Here is a 14,336-nt window from a genome sequence, read left to right as displayed (position 1 = left end):
ACTTTTTAAAGTAGATTAGATAAGGTATGTACAATCCACAGTGGGTTTCGCTTAAGTGAGTATTTAAAGGAAGGCTCAGATGACGTTAATCAGTAGATACAGAGTAACTATCCTCTTAAGTCTTATCGGGTGGGGTTGTCTGGCTATATACGCTTATGAAGGTTCTTATGTCGATGACAATGGCGTGTTAATTGAATCGTTTGGTTTTATTCCTCTGTTTTGGTTGTTTCAATTATTGGCATTGGTGAGTCTGATTTATACCGCCTTGAAACACAGAAAGCGAGGTAAGGTATAAGGTTTAAATAAAAGCGATGCTGTATCTCTACGGCATCGCTTTTTTATTATCTTTTCTTCTCAAGTAAAGTGGGTTTTAAACCTTAACGTGACTCCAACGGATATGAACGGTAACTCCACATACCATAAGTACGTAATGCATCACGGTAAATACCTAACAATTCACCATCGTTCGGTGTTACTAACTCTTTTAGTGGTTTGTCTGGGTAACTTACCGTATCAAAAGTGATGCTTTGTGGGCCAGTCTGCCAACTTGCGATCTCAAACAGGGTTTGACCACGGCGAACATGGCTTGCCGAGCTAATAATTGTGGCATGTTTAATATGATGGCGTGCTAACGCATAGCTACTGAATAGGGCATTATCCACGGTGCTGGTGGCGTAGTTCTCTTCAATAATACGATCTTTACTAATGCCTTTTTCAATAAGCCAATCTGCCATTAGCTTACCTTCGGTTTTATGGTTCATTGGCACACCACCTGTTAATACGATTAACGCATCAGGGTTGGCTTTTGCCATCGCAAGGGTTGTTTCAAGACGTTCAACTAAGATGGGATGCATCGAACCATCTGGGTTTAGTGCATAACCTAAGGTGATGATTGCGCCTTTGTCGTCTAACTTGCCTTTCGCTGCTTTCTCTTTTAGTGGTGTTGCCACAATGCGATCAACAGTTGTGAAAATACGCTCAATATCAGCCGCTTTGCCCGGGTTTAATTTGGCTAATGTTGCCATATGCTTGTCAGATTCAGCTTGGTTGCCTTTGAAACGCTGCCAAACAGCAAGGTAGGCATGTAAATCGACATCATCAGGTGCAACCGAAAGAGCTTGTTGGAAAAGTGAAATGGCTCGGTCTGCATTCTTGTTGTAGATCTGTGCATTAGCAGCAGAAATCAGTAAGTCGGTACGGTATGGTTCTAATTGGTAGGCTTCAAGTAATCGGTTGGTTACGATTTCCATATTGCTTGGCATTTTGGCGGTAGAGCCTGCATGGGAAACACGAGCCGGAGATTTAAACGCTGTTACTGCATCATTTAATAGTTGATCGACAACTTGACGCTTAGTAACGAATTGCGAGTAATCGGTAGAAGATTGAACCGTTGCGTCGTTAGCTGCAAAAGAATATGGCGCAGCAGTGAGTGCTAATGCACCACTAAGGGCTAGGGCAAGTAGGTTACTTTTCATCAATATATCCAGAGTTTATTGCTGTTTATTGTCATGGAAGTGATTTTTTATTCTATTTTTAATGGGTATATAAACTGTGAAAAGTATCCCGTTTTGTAACCTTTTGTTTTAATGATATTTGTTATTGTGATTAATCTCTTGTAATTGAGCTTTAGTGATTGATTATTACTATGCTTGCTTATTTTAACTGTTAACAATGAAATTCTGCATTGTAGGGCTTTAGTCTTTTGGTTTGTTGGCTAAATAGTATGCAAATCAGACATATAGCCTGTATTGTTTTGGAATAAAACCATTTACCATCTAATATTCAGTTACTTAAGATTGTGGTTAGTGATGGGGATGAACAAGGAAGTATGATGAAAAAACGGTTTTATTACCCAATGGTTGCGGCTTTCATTTTGCCAACCTTCTTTAACACTGCGTTTGCCGATTACAGTAAAGAGTTTGATCAGTGTATTGATACTTGGGGAGCCTCGACTCCATCCGTTGTTAAATGTATGAACGAGGAATTATCGAAAAGGGATAGATTGCTTAATACGGCTTATAAGCAATATATGGCGAGAATCCAAGATTTTCGTAAAGAAGATTTAAGAAAAACCCAACGATTATGGATTCAATACAGAGATGCTAAGTGTGGCATGTTTTATCATAGTGAAAGTGGCTCTGGTGGGTTAGAAGATTTAAGTGATTGTATGATTACAGAAACTATCCAGCGCACTAAAGAGCTAAAAGAGGGTTGGTAGTGTAAGCATGAAAGGGCGGTAATCTCTTTCTATCAAGTTATAAAAAAGCCCGATTTTTTAAATCGGGCTTTTTTATCTATTCGTTCTGGTTCTTATTTGCTAATAACGTGATGGTTAGTAAGGGGCGATGCTTGGATCAATACACTGGAAAATCTGACCATTAGCATCATTTCTTAACAGCAATTCATGGCTTAATCGTGCGACTTCTCCCCGTGTAATCGCGCCGTGAACTTCTTTATGTTGTGATAACTCGCCTAGCTGGGTTGGCTCGCCATCTTTTAGTCCGCCAGGTCTTAGAATCGTGTAATTCAAACTGCTGCTTTGTAGCCAAGCTTCAGCGAGTGTTTTTTCACGCACTGCGCTGCCAAAACCCGCTTTGGCGCGGTCTGAAAGGTATTGCCAACTATCACCACAACCCAGTGAAGTAATTAACAATAAGTGTTGTGAAGTGCTTTGTTCTAATGCATTTGTTAAGTAGCGGTGACCAATGTAATCGACAGGTGTATCAGAGCGAAAACTGCCCATTGTAGAGATATTAAAGGTGTTGTCGGGCAGTGCTGATACCGCCGCTTCAACTTGTTGTTTATCTGTTGCGTCACAACAAACGGACGTTATGTTGTGCTCGGCAAGCTTGGTATTTTTATTAGGGTTACGTGCTATGGCGATAACGTTCATGCCTTGAGCATAAAAGTAATCTACCATTGCTGCGCCTAATCCAGTTGAAGCACCCCAAATTGCAATATTCATTACGTAAAAATCCATCTCAAATAACAGTAATGATAATAGTTTGCATTATTCTAATGGCGGAGTCATTAATTTGGTTGATTATCTGTTTGTTATTAGTCTGCCTTAGTGGATTGCGCCAAAGAAAAAACGTTGCCATCTCAGTGATGACAACGCTTTGATTTATTGACTGGTTTTTGTTTCAAAGCCTGCGCTTGCCTAACTCTCTTTGTTTTCAAACAGGGCGTTTGAGTCTTCGGCTTAGCCGCTTAACATTATTCTGTTAGTGGTAACTCTACCTCACCGGTGGCACTGGTTCTCCAGTTAAAGGTTTTATCGTCTTTCCCTGTAATTTTCGCTGTGCTGTTTGCCAGCCAGCTATGTTGGCTATTGGTATCTTCATCATAATCAAATGGGGTAGTACCTAAAGATTCTGCCGTCCAATAGGTGACATCTACGGTTTTATCGTCACGGAAGAAGCCTCTGAACGATGCGCTATCTGATCCTGTTTCATTCACAATAAAGTGAATCGCGTTATCATCAACAAGGCGATAATTTAATGTGCCATCGCTAATGCTAGCAGCATGAAACTTGACGTTATCTTTGGTTTGAATTTTGAAGTCGGTTTCGCTAGAACGGGTAATATCAAGCGTGCCGCTGATCAGCGAAATGCTAGAAAACTGAGTTTGGCTTACTGCGTCTTTATGATCGGCGATGTTACAGGTAAAGCCAGTGAGCGCTATATTAGAATTTCTTTCTGATTCAGCAGTAAAACACTGACCACCAATATAAATAATCAATGTATTAATGTCGGTTGAGATCTGGGCATAATTTTGTTTTTGTTGGCTCGATAAGCTATCGATATTTAGCCCAACGGTTTCTACAATAGCATCTTCAGCATCATTTGAACCACACCCCAGCAATAAAGCCGATGCCAAAGCTAAAAGACTCCATTTTTTCATAGCATATTCCTATTGTTTATGTATGAAAGATCCCAACAAAAAAGTCAGTATCTAAGTAATCGTACTTTTGAGATTAGCTAAAGCTTTTTGATTTGAGTGTCTTGAAAGTAATACTGTTATTCAATTAAAGATAATCGTTTCTTATTTAATAGGCGCTCAGTGTTTAGCACTTTTCTGCCGCAAATTGTTCACACTGGTAACGATCAATCATGCGGTTGATACTTTCAGGTGAAAGTAAGAGGTGTGGCTTACTCGGCAGTGATAACACTATATCAACCACGGGTAAGCTAGGCAGATGAGGGGCGGTAAGCTCAATTAAATCATTCGGCATGCTGCATTTCGCCATCGCAGAAATTGCCAAGCCTTGCCTCACTAAGCCTTTGTTGGCTGTTGCGCTGCTACAACAACTGACAAGTTGATAATGTCGGTTACGTTTTATTAAGCCTTCAATGGCTGCACTGTGGAATTTACAGTCGCGTTGGAATAATACAATCGGTAAGGGTTGTTGGTTAACAATGTCGTGATGTGGCGAGCCAACCCATATACCTTTGTCGGTTTGGAGAAAGTAGCCTTCTTGCGAGGTTGGCGAACGCGTAACAATAGCGAGATCAAGTCGATTACTGTCGAGTAAACCTTTTAAATGTACGCTTGGTGCACAGGTGATTTGCAGGCTAATGTGTGGGTGTTCTTCACGGAGCAGAGCCACAATATAGGGCAAGATAGATTCAGCATAATCATCAGGACAACCAAGGTGGATGGTTTGTTGCGGTAACTTGTTTTTAAGCTCTAACAAGGCTTCATCGTGGGTTGCGATAATTTGGGTAGCATGCGTTGCTAAGCGTTGCCCATCTTCTGTTAATACCAGCATTCGACCATCTTTAGTAAATAGCTGAGTATTGAGCTCATCTTCGAGCTTTTTCATCTGCATGCTAATCGCAGATTGAGTTCGAAAACTTTGCTTTGCTGCGCGAGTGAAACTGCCTGTTTCTACGAAAGCTAAAAAGCTTCTTAATGCATCAATATCCATATGAGATCCCTCTATTTAGCAATAAAAACATAGCGTTAAATTACTCTTATAACAAGTGATAAATACTTCAATATTATTGATAGTTGGTATTCGTATTTTACGATAGTCGAATGGTGCTTTGCTGATTACAGTTAACTTTGTCAATGAGGGCAGGAAAGTGCTTTTAGTATGAATCCAGACAATACAAGGAGTGGTTATGGTTGTGTATGGCGATTTACAGTCGGGAAATTGTTTGAAAGTGAAATTGATTTTGTCACTGCTAGGAATTGAGCACCAGTGGCAGCATATTAATATTTTGGAGAACGAAACCCATACGCCTGAATTTTTAGCACTGAACCCTAATGGAAAAATCCCTGTTGTAGTGTTTGATGATGGTCGGGTGCTGTATGAGTCGAATGCGATTTTGAGCTATTTCGCAGAAGGCTCTGAGTATTTACCCCAAGACAATTTTCTAAAAGCTAAAGTCTATCAATGGTTGTTCTTCGAGCAGTATTCGCATGAACCTTATATTGCGGTAGCACGTTACATTCAAGTCTATTTGGGTATGCCAGCAGACAGAGTTGAACAGTATGAAGCGTTACATGCAAAAGGCTATAAAGCCCTCGATGTGATGGAGCAGCAATTGTCGAAATCAAACTTCTTGGTAGGTGACAATGTCACGATAGCGGATTTTGCATTATATGCTTACACCCATGTAGCTGATGACGGTGGTTATGATTTACGTGGCTACCCACACATTAAGCGTTGGTTGAAAGCGGTGGGGCAGTTACACGCCAGTGTTGATATGGAAGAAGCGGTTTAGTGTGTAATTAGAGGGATAAAGGCATGATCACTTGTTATGTTAGATACGTTATTGATCCGAAAAAGGTTAATGAATTTGCATCTTATGGACGCAAGTGGCTGCCTTTGATAGAAAAGTTTGGCGGAAAACATCACGGTTATTTCCTTCCATCTGAGGGTGCTAATAATATCGCCTTAGCTTTATTTAGTTTTGATAGTTTAGCTGCTTATGAACAGTATCGAACCGATTCTATGTCCGATCCTGAATGTATAGAGGCGTATAACTTTGCAGAGCAGACAGATTGCATTATCAGCTATGAACGTAGCTTTTTTAAGCCGATGCTTTGAATAAGAGGGATGACGAATCATGAAGCTGGCACAACTCAATATCGCAAAGGCAAAATACCCATTAGATGCGCCTGAAATTAAAGAGTTTGTTGATAACTTAGATAAGGTGAATACGATCGCTGAAAACAGTGATGGCTTTGTGTGGCGCTTAAAAGATGAATCTGGTGATGCGACAAATATTCAGCTATTTGATGATCCTTCTATCATCGTCAACATGTCGATTTGGGACTCGGTGGATGATCTTAAAAACTTTATGTTCCGCACGCATCATAAAGACTTTATGCGCCGTAAAAGTGAATGGTTCTACCGCTTAACTGAAGCTAATTATGTTTTATGGTGGATTGAAGATGATGAAATTCCTACGCCACAACACGCTGTGTCGCGACTTGAGTATTTACGAGAGCATGGTGAAACGCCTTATGCCTTTTCATTTAACTCCCGTTTTACGCCAGACGATTTGTTGTTGCTTGATGAGTTAATTTCTAGCAAGAGATGAGAGAAGGGTATTAAAAATTCAATCTCAGTTTGTTTGTCAGTTGGCGGCTATGATTGGTATTAATGGGGAGAAGAATCTAAGCAAAAAAAGGTGTATGTCATGTTTACTGTTAAAGAAGCCACCCTTGATGATTTAACTCACGTTGCGCCTTTGTATGAGGCATATCTGACTTTTTATGAAGTAGATTATAGCGAGAAAAACCCACTTCAATACCTGCAACAACGCTTAGGAAATAAAGAGTCGGTTATCTACTTTGTGGTTGATGAACAAGGGCAATATGTTGGTTTTACTCAGTTATATCCGCTGTTTTGCTCGCTTGAAATGAATCGTACTTGGTTGCTTTATGATCTGTTTGTAACCGAATCTGCTCGCCAACATGGGGTTGCGCAGTTGCTGCTTGATCGCGCTGATCAGCTAGCGAAAGAAACTCAGGCCTCTTTCATTATGCTAAGTACTGCTGTCGATAACTTAAAAGCGCAGAACTTATATGAAAAAAATCACTACGAAAAAGACACTGAGTTTTTTACTTATCTAAAGCATTGTTAACGTTAGCGTTGATTACTGGCTTTTCATTACTTTGATAGTTAAAGATTTTACTAGCAATAAAGGCAGTAAATGGAATGGTAAGCACAATACCTATGCTGCCTGCTAAACCGTGAATAATGCTTAACGCGATCACTGGGGTATTCATAAACTGTTCAACAGGCATTGAAAGCCCCCAGACCATCATGATAGTGGTGAGCGAGCTACCTGCAAACGCTAAAATTAACGTGTTTGTCATGGTTCCCATGATGTCTTTGCCTATGTTCATGCTGGCAAGCATCAGTTGTTTGGGAGTGAGTTTAGGATTGGCTTGTTGCAGCTCTTGATACGATGAAGCAATTGAAATGGCAACGTCCATCACGGCGCCTAGCGCGGCAATCATAATGGTGACAAACATCAGCCAACGCACTTGAATAGGATTTTCTGTAGCAAGGTAAATGACATCCTCACCTTTATCTAAGTAAATACCTGATAGGTGTGCCCATTCGCCAAAGGTTTGAGCAAAAATACCCGCCATGATAACCCCAACTAAGGTGCCTAATATCGCACACAGACTTTTCTTGTTATAACCAGAAACTAGGATGAAATTAACGACAATTTTTATTGCCATTAATTCGATAGTGACCAAGGCTGGGTTTATTCCGTCAAATATGGCTGGAATTAATACGCCAATGATCAGTGCGGCAGTGAAATACAGAGAAATCACAGCGTTTAAGCCTGCGCGCCCACCAAAGAATAAAATAAGCCCTATAAAGACCAGTGCCATGGTGTAAATGGGAGTAGTACGTTGGTGGTTAAATGCCCAAAAATGGCTGCCGTGAATGGTTTCGCGGATCATCAATATGAATTCTGATCCTTTATCCAATAACACGTTATGTTGACGACTTAGTGGGTTATTAATTTCAACGGTTTCATTGGCATGTTCACCTTCAAGTACTTTGATTTTTAGGTGTTGTGTACCGCGATAAATCCCAGGCGCTAAATCATCTTCAAATACATTTTCTTCTATGATGTTTTCTACTTTTGCAGAAACGAAATGCTGAGACTGTGTTTTATTTGGATGGAAAGATTGGCTCAACAAAGGGGAGTAAAGAAAAATAGCTGTTGAGAGCGCAAAAATCATGATCGGGAAAACGTATTTTTGAAACATGTGGCCTACAGAGATAGTCAGAGAAAAAAAGCGGTAGAGGGTATCTACCGCTTAGGGTCTTGAAAGCTATAAACGATTAAATTTTGTTATTTGGATCAACAGTCCAGCTACAGCCAAGGTTTAGTGCTTCTTTCGTTGCACTGCCGTCTGCTTTATAGGCTTTGTTTTCGAAATAACTGGTTGGATCGTTCATGTTTAACGCATGACTAATACTTGGGTATTTCACATTATCTGGGTTGATATGAATACACAGTTGTTGATGAGTAAACTGTTTCCAGATATCGCTATTAGCACGGTTCTTTGTGATTTCACCGTTCGGTGCTAACTGCTTAATTTGCCAGTTATTCGTAGTGTTTAGGTGCTCATCGTTGATGCTAATACCGTTATGCTCTGTTACATAAGCGGTGATCATATCTCGGATTGCAGGTACTGTTGCATCACTTGAATCGTAGAACACATCATCTTTCGTGAACCAACCGTTAGTGACCCCTTGGGTACCAAAGCGGTATGAGTTCAGTGCCAGTTTGTATGTCGCATTTGGATCAAACGCTTTGCCGTCAACAAGGGTGATGTCAACACGTTCACCTGCAGGCTTTGTAAGGTCAACGGTGTATTCAATGGCACCATCGAATAAGTCGTAGTTATACGCTTGAACTTCTGGGTTAAATGAAACGGTTAAATCACCTTCTTTGTAAGTATTGAAGTAGTTGTATGACCACTCCATGTACTCTTTAAGGTGTGCACCTGTGATGTTTACGCCAATGAGTGCGTTATCGTATTTGTACAGGTTTGCGGAGTCTTTACGTTGGTAGTCTTGACCATCACGTAGGTTAGAGGTGTCGCTAAATAACGCAGCAGCAGAAATTGTTGCACCTGATTTTTCACGCTCAATGAACTGAATTAAGTCAATCAGTGCGCTGTCTTGTACTTTTGCTTTGTGAATGGTGCTGTATAGTCGCGTGCCTAAGTCATCAACAAAGTAGTCATCGTTTGTTGCTTCATCAGCACCGCCACCGTTAACAAAGTCACCGTCTACTTTGCCCAAAGTTTCACGAGCATCTTCTACAGAACGATCATGAATATCTTGGTATTCATCAACCATGTTCTGATTTTCTGCGATCTCTTTGGTATCAAGGTTAGAAAGGGTGGTATCAACGATTTTCCATTTACCTGACGCATCTTTTTCAACGTCAATTTTCGCCATTGCTAAATCTGAACCCCATTTACCCGGTTCAATGATTTTTACTGAACCTTGGCGATTACTGTCGTCGTATTTACCTGATTTTGCTTTGTCTTCAACTAGGCCACTTTTTACACTGATGTCGTTACCGTTAGGATCGCCTTTTTTCACGGTTTCAATATAAGTTGCGTGTTCGTGTCCTGCCATGATCACATCAAACTTGTCAGCTAGCTCTGCGGCAATGTTGTATACACCAACACCTTGATCGGTTCGACCTAAGTGCAGCGCACCGACAATAATATCCGGCTGGTGGCGAGCAATAACATCGTCAACGACAGCACGTGTTGCATTTAGCTCGTCTTCAAACTTTAAGCCTTTGAAATGCTCTGGTGCTGATGCTTCCCAGTTAGGTACATAAGAAGGAGTTAAACCAATAACCGCTACTTTACAGCCGTTAACGTTATAAATTTGGAAGCCACGCAGATAGTTTGCGTTATTTGATTCCCATTTGATGTTGCTAGAAATTACCGCGCCATCGAAGTGTTCTAAATTACGGTCAAGGAATGAGCGATCAAAGTTAAATTCGTGGTTACCGGGCACCCATAAGTCGTAATTAAGATATTGTAACGCTTCGATCATTGGATGCGTTTCCATATCATTAAATAGTTGTGCTGAGTTCCCTTGTACCGTATCACCGATATCTAACAGAATAAGGTTAGGATCTAAAAGGCGTTGTTGCTCTAAGATAGTAGCAATACGGGTTAAACCTGCGTGTTTGTCTTCAGCATCAATGGCGTAGTCATAGCCGCGTAAGCGACCGTGTAAGTCAGAAGTTGCGGCTAATGTGATCGTTTGTTTACTTACTTGCTGATCACCTTTACTCACCACTTCTGGGGTGTGGGTCAGTGTTTGTCCATCAATAACTTTATTGTTGTCATCATGGTGGTGATGGTCATCATTACAGCCAAAAAGGGCAATAGAGACAGCTAGGCTTAATGATAGAATTTTAAATTTGCGCACTATTCGAGTTCCTTAACGAATAAAAGATAGTTTCTCTGTAGGGGAGAAACGGCGCGATAATAGGGGGCAAATGTAAGCGTCGTGTCAGAGTTATATGATGCTTCTGTCATTGATGTAAAGAATGAGACATTGCTTGTAAATTCTTATTCTGAATAATTTGAAATATTAAGATAAAAATATTAATAAGGGGGAAATAAGCATGACTGGTCAATATTGTGTTGTTTTAACAACGTTTTCAGATCCTAAAATAGGGAAAACAATTATCAATGAGCTGATTAGCCAGCGTTTAGCGGCGTGCGTACAGGTGATGCCTATTCAGTCTTATTATCATTGGCAAGGTGAAGTGAATTGCGATCAAGAGCAGCAGGTGCTCATTAAAACAAAAACAACACTGTTTGAAGAGGTTAAAGCCACGATTCTTGCGCTTCATGATTATGAAACCCCTGAAATCATTCAACTACCGATAACAAATGGTTTTGGTGATTATCTTTCATGGATTGACAAAGAATGTCGCTAATTTAACCCAGTAAGTGAAAAACAGTGACTTTTCTTTGATTTATCTATTATGTTTAGGTAAAACTAAAGCGTATATTGTGTTGCTAATTTGATAAATAACATAAATTTTCACCTTAAAAGAGAACGGAAAGGTAAGGCAACACACAAGGATGAGATAAACCGTGGCAAAAGACATTGCTGCGGTTTTATAAAAAATTAAGCAGGTGTTATCTATTGGGTAATACACTGTGACAACATGGAAGTGAGCATTTATGTCGGAACAATATCAACCTACCCCTGAATCTGAACTGCGTGTCCGTTATAACGATATTACACGCGGTGTTTATTTTATTGGTACAACACCACCAAAAACCAGTACACCGATTGAAGATGTTGAAGGCATTGCTGATCGTTTAGTTGATCGTATTCGTGATCTCGCGATTGATGGTTTGATTGTTTACGATATTCAAGATGAAGCATCACGTACCAATAAGCCTCGTCCGTTCCCTTTTAAATCGACCCATGATCCTCGTCATTACTCATCACTATTGAATAAGAAAACAGATCGTCCTGTGATCACTTATAAGAGTGTGGTGCAGTCGGAAACGGAAGCGTTTGATGAGTGGCTAAATGAAGCGTGGGATGAATACCGTGTACGTGACATGGTATTAGTGGGTAGTCCATCAGCGAAAAATGATGTTTCATTGCCATTATCTACGGCATATCAAACGCTGGCTGAAAACCGTAATGACTTCTTTACTGGCGGCATTATGATTGCTGAGCGTCATGCTAAGAAAGGTAATGAGCATGAACGTTTGATTGAAAAGTATAAGCAAGGTTGTAACTTCTTTATTTCTCAAGCTATTTACGATACTCAGGCGACGATTGATATTCTGACTCGTTACGCGATTGAGTGTAAAGAGCAAGGCTTAAAACCGCAGCGTATTATCTTAACCTTCTCACCTTGTGGTAGTGCAAAAACGTTAGAGTTTATTGAGTGGTTAGGTGTAAGCGTTCCAGAAGCAACAAGTTTGCGTATTTTGAATGCGGAAAACCCACTGCATGAATCGATTAAGATGTGCTGTAACAGCTTAAATCAGATCTTGGATGCGGTAGTGGAGTATGACTTACCACTAGGCTTAAATATTGAAAGCTTAACTAACCGTAAAGAAGAAATTGACGGTTCTATCTTACTTTACAAGTTGCTACGTTCGTCAATGGACAGTCATTTAGCAAAGCATGAATTCCGTTTGTTAAAGCGTAAAGCTCGCGCGAATAAACTTGCATCTGCTTAAATTGTTCTAGTAACAAAGATTGCAAATAAAATGGCTACCGACTTGAAAGAGCGGTAGCCATTTTTGTATCTGTTTCTTTTTCAATTCTCTTTAGAGAGAGTAGCGTTAAGGTTTAGGTATTTGGCAATTCTTTTCTGATGCGGGTTCGCAGCCTCCGGTACATAAAATATCACCAAGGTCGTTTTTTATCGCAAAGCCACCATCTTGTTTGGAGCATTGGTAGTTATCTTGTCGGTCTTTGATGCATTGCCCTTTACCACATAGTGGGTTGCCGAGTTTATCTGCGTAAATATGACCAAAAGGCGGCGGGCATACATAGTCACCTAAGGTTGTTTTTAGACAGTAACTAGCACTCCATGACGGGAGAGAAAACAAGAGTAATGTTGCTAATAATATCGATCTCACAATGTATTCCTTTTCGCTAGTTTTAAAGCTGTAACGTTATATAAGTTATATGGCTTATTAAAAATCTGGCTATAGACCAAATTATAATGAAAAAAATGGCTACCATGTGGGTAGCCATTTTTGTGTTGTTACTTATTAGTAGTCGGTTACCGATAATAGTTCAATCACATTAAACCCAGTATCGACCACCAAATTAAGCCTGTGGTCATAAAGATAATGGCACCACCAATGGAAATGACCAGTCCGATTTTCATCCATTCTTTATCGTTGTGGTATTGGTAGCCCATCAAAAGTGGATTACGGGCGTGACTATAAGTGGTTAAGTTACAGCCAATGTTAGTAATACCGGCAACCGCTAAAATAGCGATTAATGGATTAACACCTAAGACCATTAAGGAGCCGATAATTACAGGCCCAAGTGCCACGACTTTCGCTGTACCCGACGCAAAAAAGTACGCTGTTAATAAGTAAAAGCCCATCATCACAAGCAAAATAAGGGTAGGACCTGCATTGCCCATACTGCTACTGATCATATCTGAAACGCCATGTCCCACCCAACCAGTAAAGCCTAAGGTTTTTAATTGGCTTGCCATGCCCATTAATACCGCGAACCAGATCAAGGTATCCCATGCGCCTTTTTCTGCTTTAACGTCATTCCAATTTAAAACGCCAAGCACTAATAGTGCAGATAAACCAATAAATGCTGCTGTGGTTGAGTGAAGGCTTAGTGCTTTACCGCCTACCCACATTATGATTAAGGCGATAAAGACGGCGATCAGTTTCCATTCTGCTTGTGTCACTTTGCCCATTTTCTTTAATTCAGCACGGGCAAATTCAGGCGCTTCAGGAGTTTTTTTGGTTTCTGGATTAATAAACTTATAAAGAATAAAAGGGATGGTGATTAATAACGCTAATGCAGGAATTAATAAGTACATTGCCCAATGGGTAAAAGTCATATTGATATTTGCAACAGAGGCTGCAATACCGACTAATGCTAAGTTACCTGCAAACCCTGTTTGAAAACCTACAGCTGATGCATCGTTCATTGCACTGACCGATGAGATCAAATACTTGCCCAGCTTACTGTCGTCTTTATTAATGGTTTTCGCGAGAGAATCGGCAATAGGAGAAACAATGGCGGAACGTGCGGTATTGCTAGGCGTTGCAGGCGCAATAAGGAAATCAGCCACACCTAAACAATAAGCAATACGCAGTGAAGATTGACCGAAATAACGTAATAACACTAACGCAATTCGGCGACCTAATCCTGTTTTGGCGAAGGCTCTTGCGATCATAAAGGCGATCACAATAAGCCAGATCAAGACGTTATTAAAATTGCTGGTGGCTGCCATAATTGCTGCTTTGGCGCTGGTTTCACCTCCTGCGTGCAATACGGCATAAACCGATACTGAAATAATAGCGACAGCACCTGTTGGTAAAACATTAGCGACAATCGCAGCAATCGTTGCAATAAAGATAATTGCGGTGTGGTAGGCCGGTAATGATAAACCTGTAGGAGGTGTGAATTGCCAAGCGAAAATACTTAGGAGAATGATAACAACAGAAGGGATAAGTTTAATCGCTAATAGCGGCTCTGTAGGACTGGCTATAGACGATGATTGTTTCGCGTGTTCCATAAAAGCTCAACAGTAATCAAATTATGCTCTTATGGTATTTAAAAGGTAATGCGTTGC

16 protein-coding genes are annotated in these 14,336 nt (G+C 40.4%); 8 read left to right on the top strand and 8 right to left on the bottom strand.

Translation table 11 applies throughout. The features are described from left to right. Positions 1–79: 79 nt before the first annotated feature. Positions 80–295, top strand: coding sequence for a DUF3955 domain-containing protein (locus tag BTO08_RS20685; RefSeq protein WP_105062452.1), 216 nt, complete (start codon positions 80–82; stop codon positions 293–295). An 82-nt stretch (positions 296–377) separates the two neighbouring features. Here BTO08_RS20685 and BTO08_RS20680 read toward each other — a convergent pair whose 3' ends face one another. After that, complete coding sequence (locus BTO08_RS20680; protein ID WP_105062451.1) at positions 378–1,475, bottom strand: YdcF family protein; 1,098 nt, start codon at positions 1,473–1,475, stop codon at positions 378–380. A gap of 356 nt (positions 1,476–1,831) precedes the next feature. On the opposite strand from BTO08_RS20680, the gene BTO08_RS20675 reads away from it, so the two are divergent. Further along, positions 1,832–2,218 (top strand): lysozyme inhibitor LprI family protein, encoded by a 387-nt coding sequence (locus BTO08_RS20675; protein ID WP_105062450.1) that lies wholly within the window; start codon positions 1,832–1,834, stop codon positions 2,216–2,218. Between the two features lie 114 nt (positions 2,219–2,332). Here the strand turns inward: BTO08_RS20675 and BTO08_RS20670 are convergent, their stop codons facing one another. The 3 genes from BTO08_RS20670 to BTO08_RS20660 all read right to left on the bottom strand — a co-directional run bounded on the left by BTO08_RS20670 (position 2,333) and on the right by BTO08_RS20660 (position 4,930). Beyond that, complete coding sequence (locus tag BTO08_RS20670) at positions 2,333–2,965, bottom strand: SDR family NAD(P)-dependent oxidoreductase (protein ID WP_105062449.1); 633 nt, start codon at positions 2,963–2,965, stop codon at positions 2,333–2,335. Between the two features lie 251 nt (positions 2,966–3,216). Continuing rightward, positions 3,217–3,903, bottom strand: a complete 687-nt coding sequence (locus BTO08_RS20665; protein WP_105062448.1) for a hypothetical protein — start codon at positions 3,901–3,903, stop codon at positions 3,217–3,219. A gap of 163 nt (positions 3,904–4,066) precedes the next feature. After that, positions 4,067–4,930, bottom strand: coding sequence for a LysR family transcriptional regulator (locus BTO08_RS20660; protein ID WP_105062447.1), 864 nt, complete (start codon positions 4,928–4,930; stop codon positions 4,067–4,069). Positions 4,931–5,126: 196 nt separating this feature from the next. Here BTO08_RS20660 and BTO08_RS20655 point away from each other — a divergent pair, with 196 nt between their 5' ends. From BTO08_RS20655 to BTO08_RS20640, 4 genes are all read left to right on the top strand, one after another. Then, positions 5,127–5,732 carry a glutathione S-transferase family protein gene (locus BTO08_RS20655; protein ID WP_105062446.1) on the top strand — a complete coding sequence of 202 codons (606 nt, stop codon included), beginning with the start codon at positions 5,127–5,129 and terminating at the stop codon, positions 5,730–5,732. Positions 5,733–5,755: 23 nt separating this feature from the next. Continuing rightward, the gene (locus tag BTO08_RS20650) at positions 5,756–6,058 is read left to right on the top strand and encodes an NIPSNAP family protein (RefSeq protein ID WP_105062445.1); all 303 of its coding nucleotides are present in this window, start codon (positions 5,756–5,758) and stop codon (positions 6,056–6,058) included. A gap of 19 nt (positions 6,059–6,077) precedes the next feature. After that, positions 6,078–6,554, top strand: coding sequence for a DUF3291 domain-containing protein (locus BTO08_RS20645; protein WP_105062444.1), 477 nt, complete (start codon positions 6,078–6,080; stop codon positions 6,552–6,554). Positions 6,555–6,653: 99 nt separating this feature from the next. After that, positions 6,654–7,100 (top strand): GNAT family N-acetyltransferase, encoded by a 447-nt coding sequence (locus BTO08_RS20640; protein WP_105062443.1) that lies wholly within the window; start codon positions 6,654–6,656, stop codon positions 7,098–7,100. Here the strand turns inward: BTO08_RS20640 and BTO08_RS20635 are convergent. Continuing rightward, positions 7,078–8,247 carry a YibE/F family protein gene (locus tag BTO08_RS20635; protein WP_105062442.1) on the bottom strand — a complete coding sequence of 390 codons (1,170 nt, stop codon included), beginning with the start codon at positions 8,245–8,247 and terminating at the stop codon, positions 7,078–7,080. The two genes, BTO08_RS20640 and BTO08_RS20635, sit on opposite strands and share 23 nt — an antisense overlap. A 76-nt stretch (positions 8,248–8,323) precedes the next feature. Next, positions 8,324–10,447, bottom strand: a complete 2,124-nt coding sequence (locus BTO08_RS20630; RefSeq protein ID WP_105062441.1) for a bifunctional metallophosphatase/5'-nucleotidase — start codon at positions 10,445–10,447, stop codon at positions 8,324–8,326. Between the two features lie 199 nt (positions 10,448–10,646). On the opposite strand from BTO08_RS20630, the gene cutA reads away from it, so the two are divergent. Both cutA and BTO08_RS20620 read left to right on the top strand, forming a co-directional pair. Next, entirely contained in the window at positions 10,647–10,964 is a 318-nt protein-coding gene (cutA, locus tag BTO08_RS20625; protein ID WP_105062440.1) for a divalent-cation tolerance protein CutA, read from the top strand. 250 nt (positions 10,965–11,214) lie between these two features. Further along, positions 11,215–12,237, top strand: a complete 1,023-nt coding sequence (locus BTO08_RS20620) for a methylenetetrahydrofolate reductase (protein ID WP_105062439.1) — start codon at positions 11,215–11,217, stop codon at positions 12,235–12,237. Between the two features lie 105 nt (positions 12,238–12,342). On the opposite strand, the gene BTO08_RS20615 is transcribed toward BTO08_RS20620, so the two are convergent. After that, positions 12,343–12,642 carry a hypothetical protein gene (locus tag BTO08_RS20615; protein WP_105062438.1) on the bottom strand — a complete coding sequence of 100 codons (300 nt, stop codon included), beginning with the start codon at positions 12,640–12,642 and terminating at the stop codon, positions 12,343–12,345. Between the two features lie 164 nt (positions 12,643–12,806). Beyond that, positions 12,807–14,279, bottom strand: coding sequence for a DASS family sodium-coupled anion symporter (locus tag BTO08_RS20610; RefSeq protein ID WP_105062437.1), 1,473 nt, complete (start codon positions 14,277–14,279; stop codon positions 12,807–12,809). Between the last annotated feature and the right edge of the window lie 57 nt (positions 14,280–14,336).

It is taken from the genome of Photobacterium angustum (genome assembly GCF_002954615.1).
In the GTDB taxonomy this organism is placed as follows: Bacteria; Pseudomonadota; Gammaproteobacteria; order Enterobacterales; family Vibrionaceae; genus Photobacterium; species Photobacterium angustum_A.
The sequence above is the reverse complement of the archived record's forward strand: the minus strand, read 5'-3'. Positions and strand labels throughout refer to the sequence as shown.

Coding starts and splice junctions, on each gene's coding strand:
- BTO08_RS20685 (WP_105062452.1), top strand. CDS start 80: ATGACGTTAATCAGTAGATACAGAGTAACTATCCTCTTAAGTCTTATC.
- BTO08_RS20680 (WP_105062451.1), bottom strand. CDS start 1,475: ATGAAAAGTAACCTACTTGCCCTAGCCCTTAGTGGTGCATTAGCACTC.
- BTO08_RS20675 (WP_105062450.1), top strand. CDS start 1,832: ATGAAAAAACGGTTTTATTACCCAATGGTTGCGGCTTTCATTTTGCCA.
- BTO08_RS20670 (WP_105062449.1), bottom strand. CDS start 2,965: ATGAATATTGCAATTTGGGGTGCTTCAACTGGATTAGGCGCAGCAATG.
- BTO08_RS20665 (WP_105062448.1), bottom strand. CDS start 3,903: ATGAAAAAATGGAGTCTTTTAGCTTTGGCATCGGCTTTATTGCTGGGG.
- BTO08_RS20660 (WP_105062447.1), bottom strand. CDS start 4,930: ATGGATATTGATGCATTAAGAAGCTTTTTAGCTTTCGTAGAAACAGGC.
- BTO08_RS20655 (WP_105062446.1), top strand. CDS start 5,127: ATGGTTGTGTATGGCGATTTACAGTCGGGAAATTGTTTGAAAGTGAAA.
- BTO08_RS20650 (WP_105062445.1), top strand. CDS start 5,756: ATGATCACTTGTTATGTTAGATACGTTATTGATCCGAAAAAGGTTAAT.
- BTO08_RS20645 (WP_105062444.1), top strand. CDS start 6,078: ATGAAGCTGGCACAACTCAATATCGCAAAGGCAAAATACCCATTAGAT.
- BTO08_RS20640 (WP_105062443.1), top strand. CDS start 6,654: ATGTTTACTGTTAAAGAAGCCACCCTTGATGATTTAACTCACGTTGCG.
- BTO08_RS20635 (WP_105062442.1), bottom strand. CDS start 8,247: ATGTTTCAAAAATACGTTTTCCCGATCATGATTTTTGCGCTCTCAACA.
- cutA (WP_105062440.1), top strand. CDS start 10,647: ATGACTGGTCAATATTGTGTTGTTTTAACAACGTTTTCAGATCCTAAA.
- BTO08_RS20620 (WP_105062439.1), top strand. CDS start 11,215: ATGTCGGAACAATATCAACCTACCCCTGAATCTGAACTGCGTGTCCGT.
- BTO08_RS20610 (WP_105062437.1), bottom strand. CDS start 14,279: ATGGAACACGCGAAACAATCATCGTCTATAGCCAGTCCTACAGAGCCG.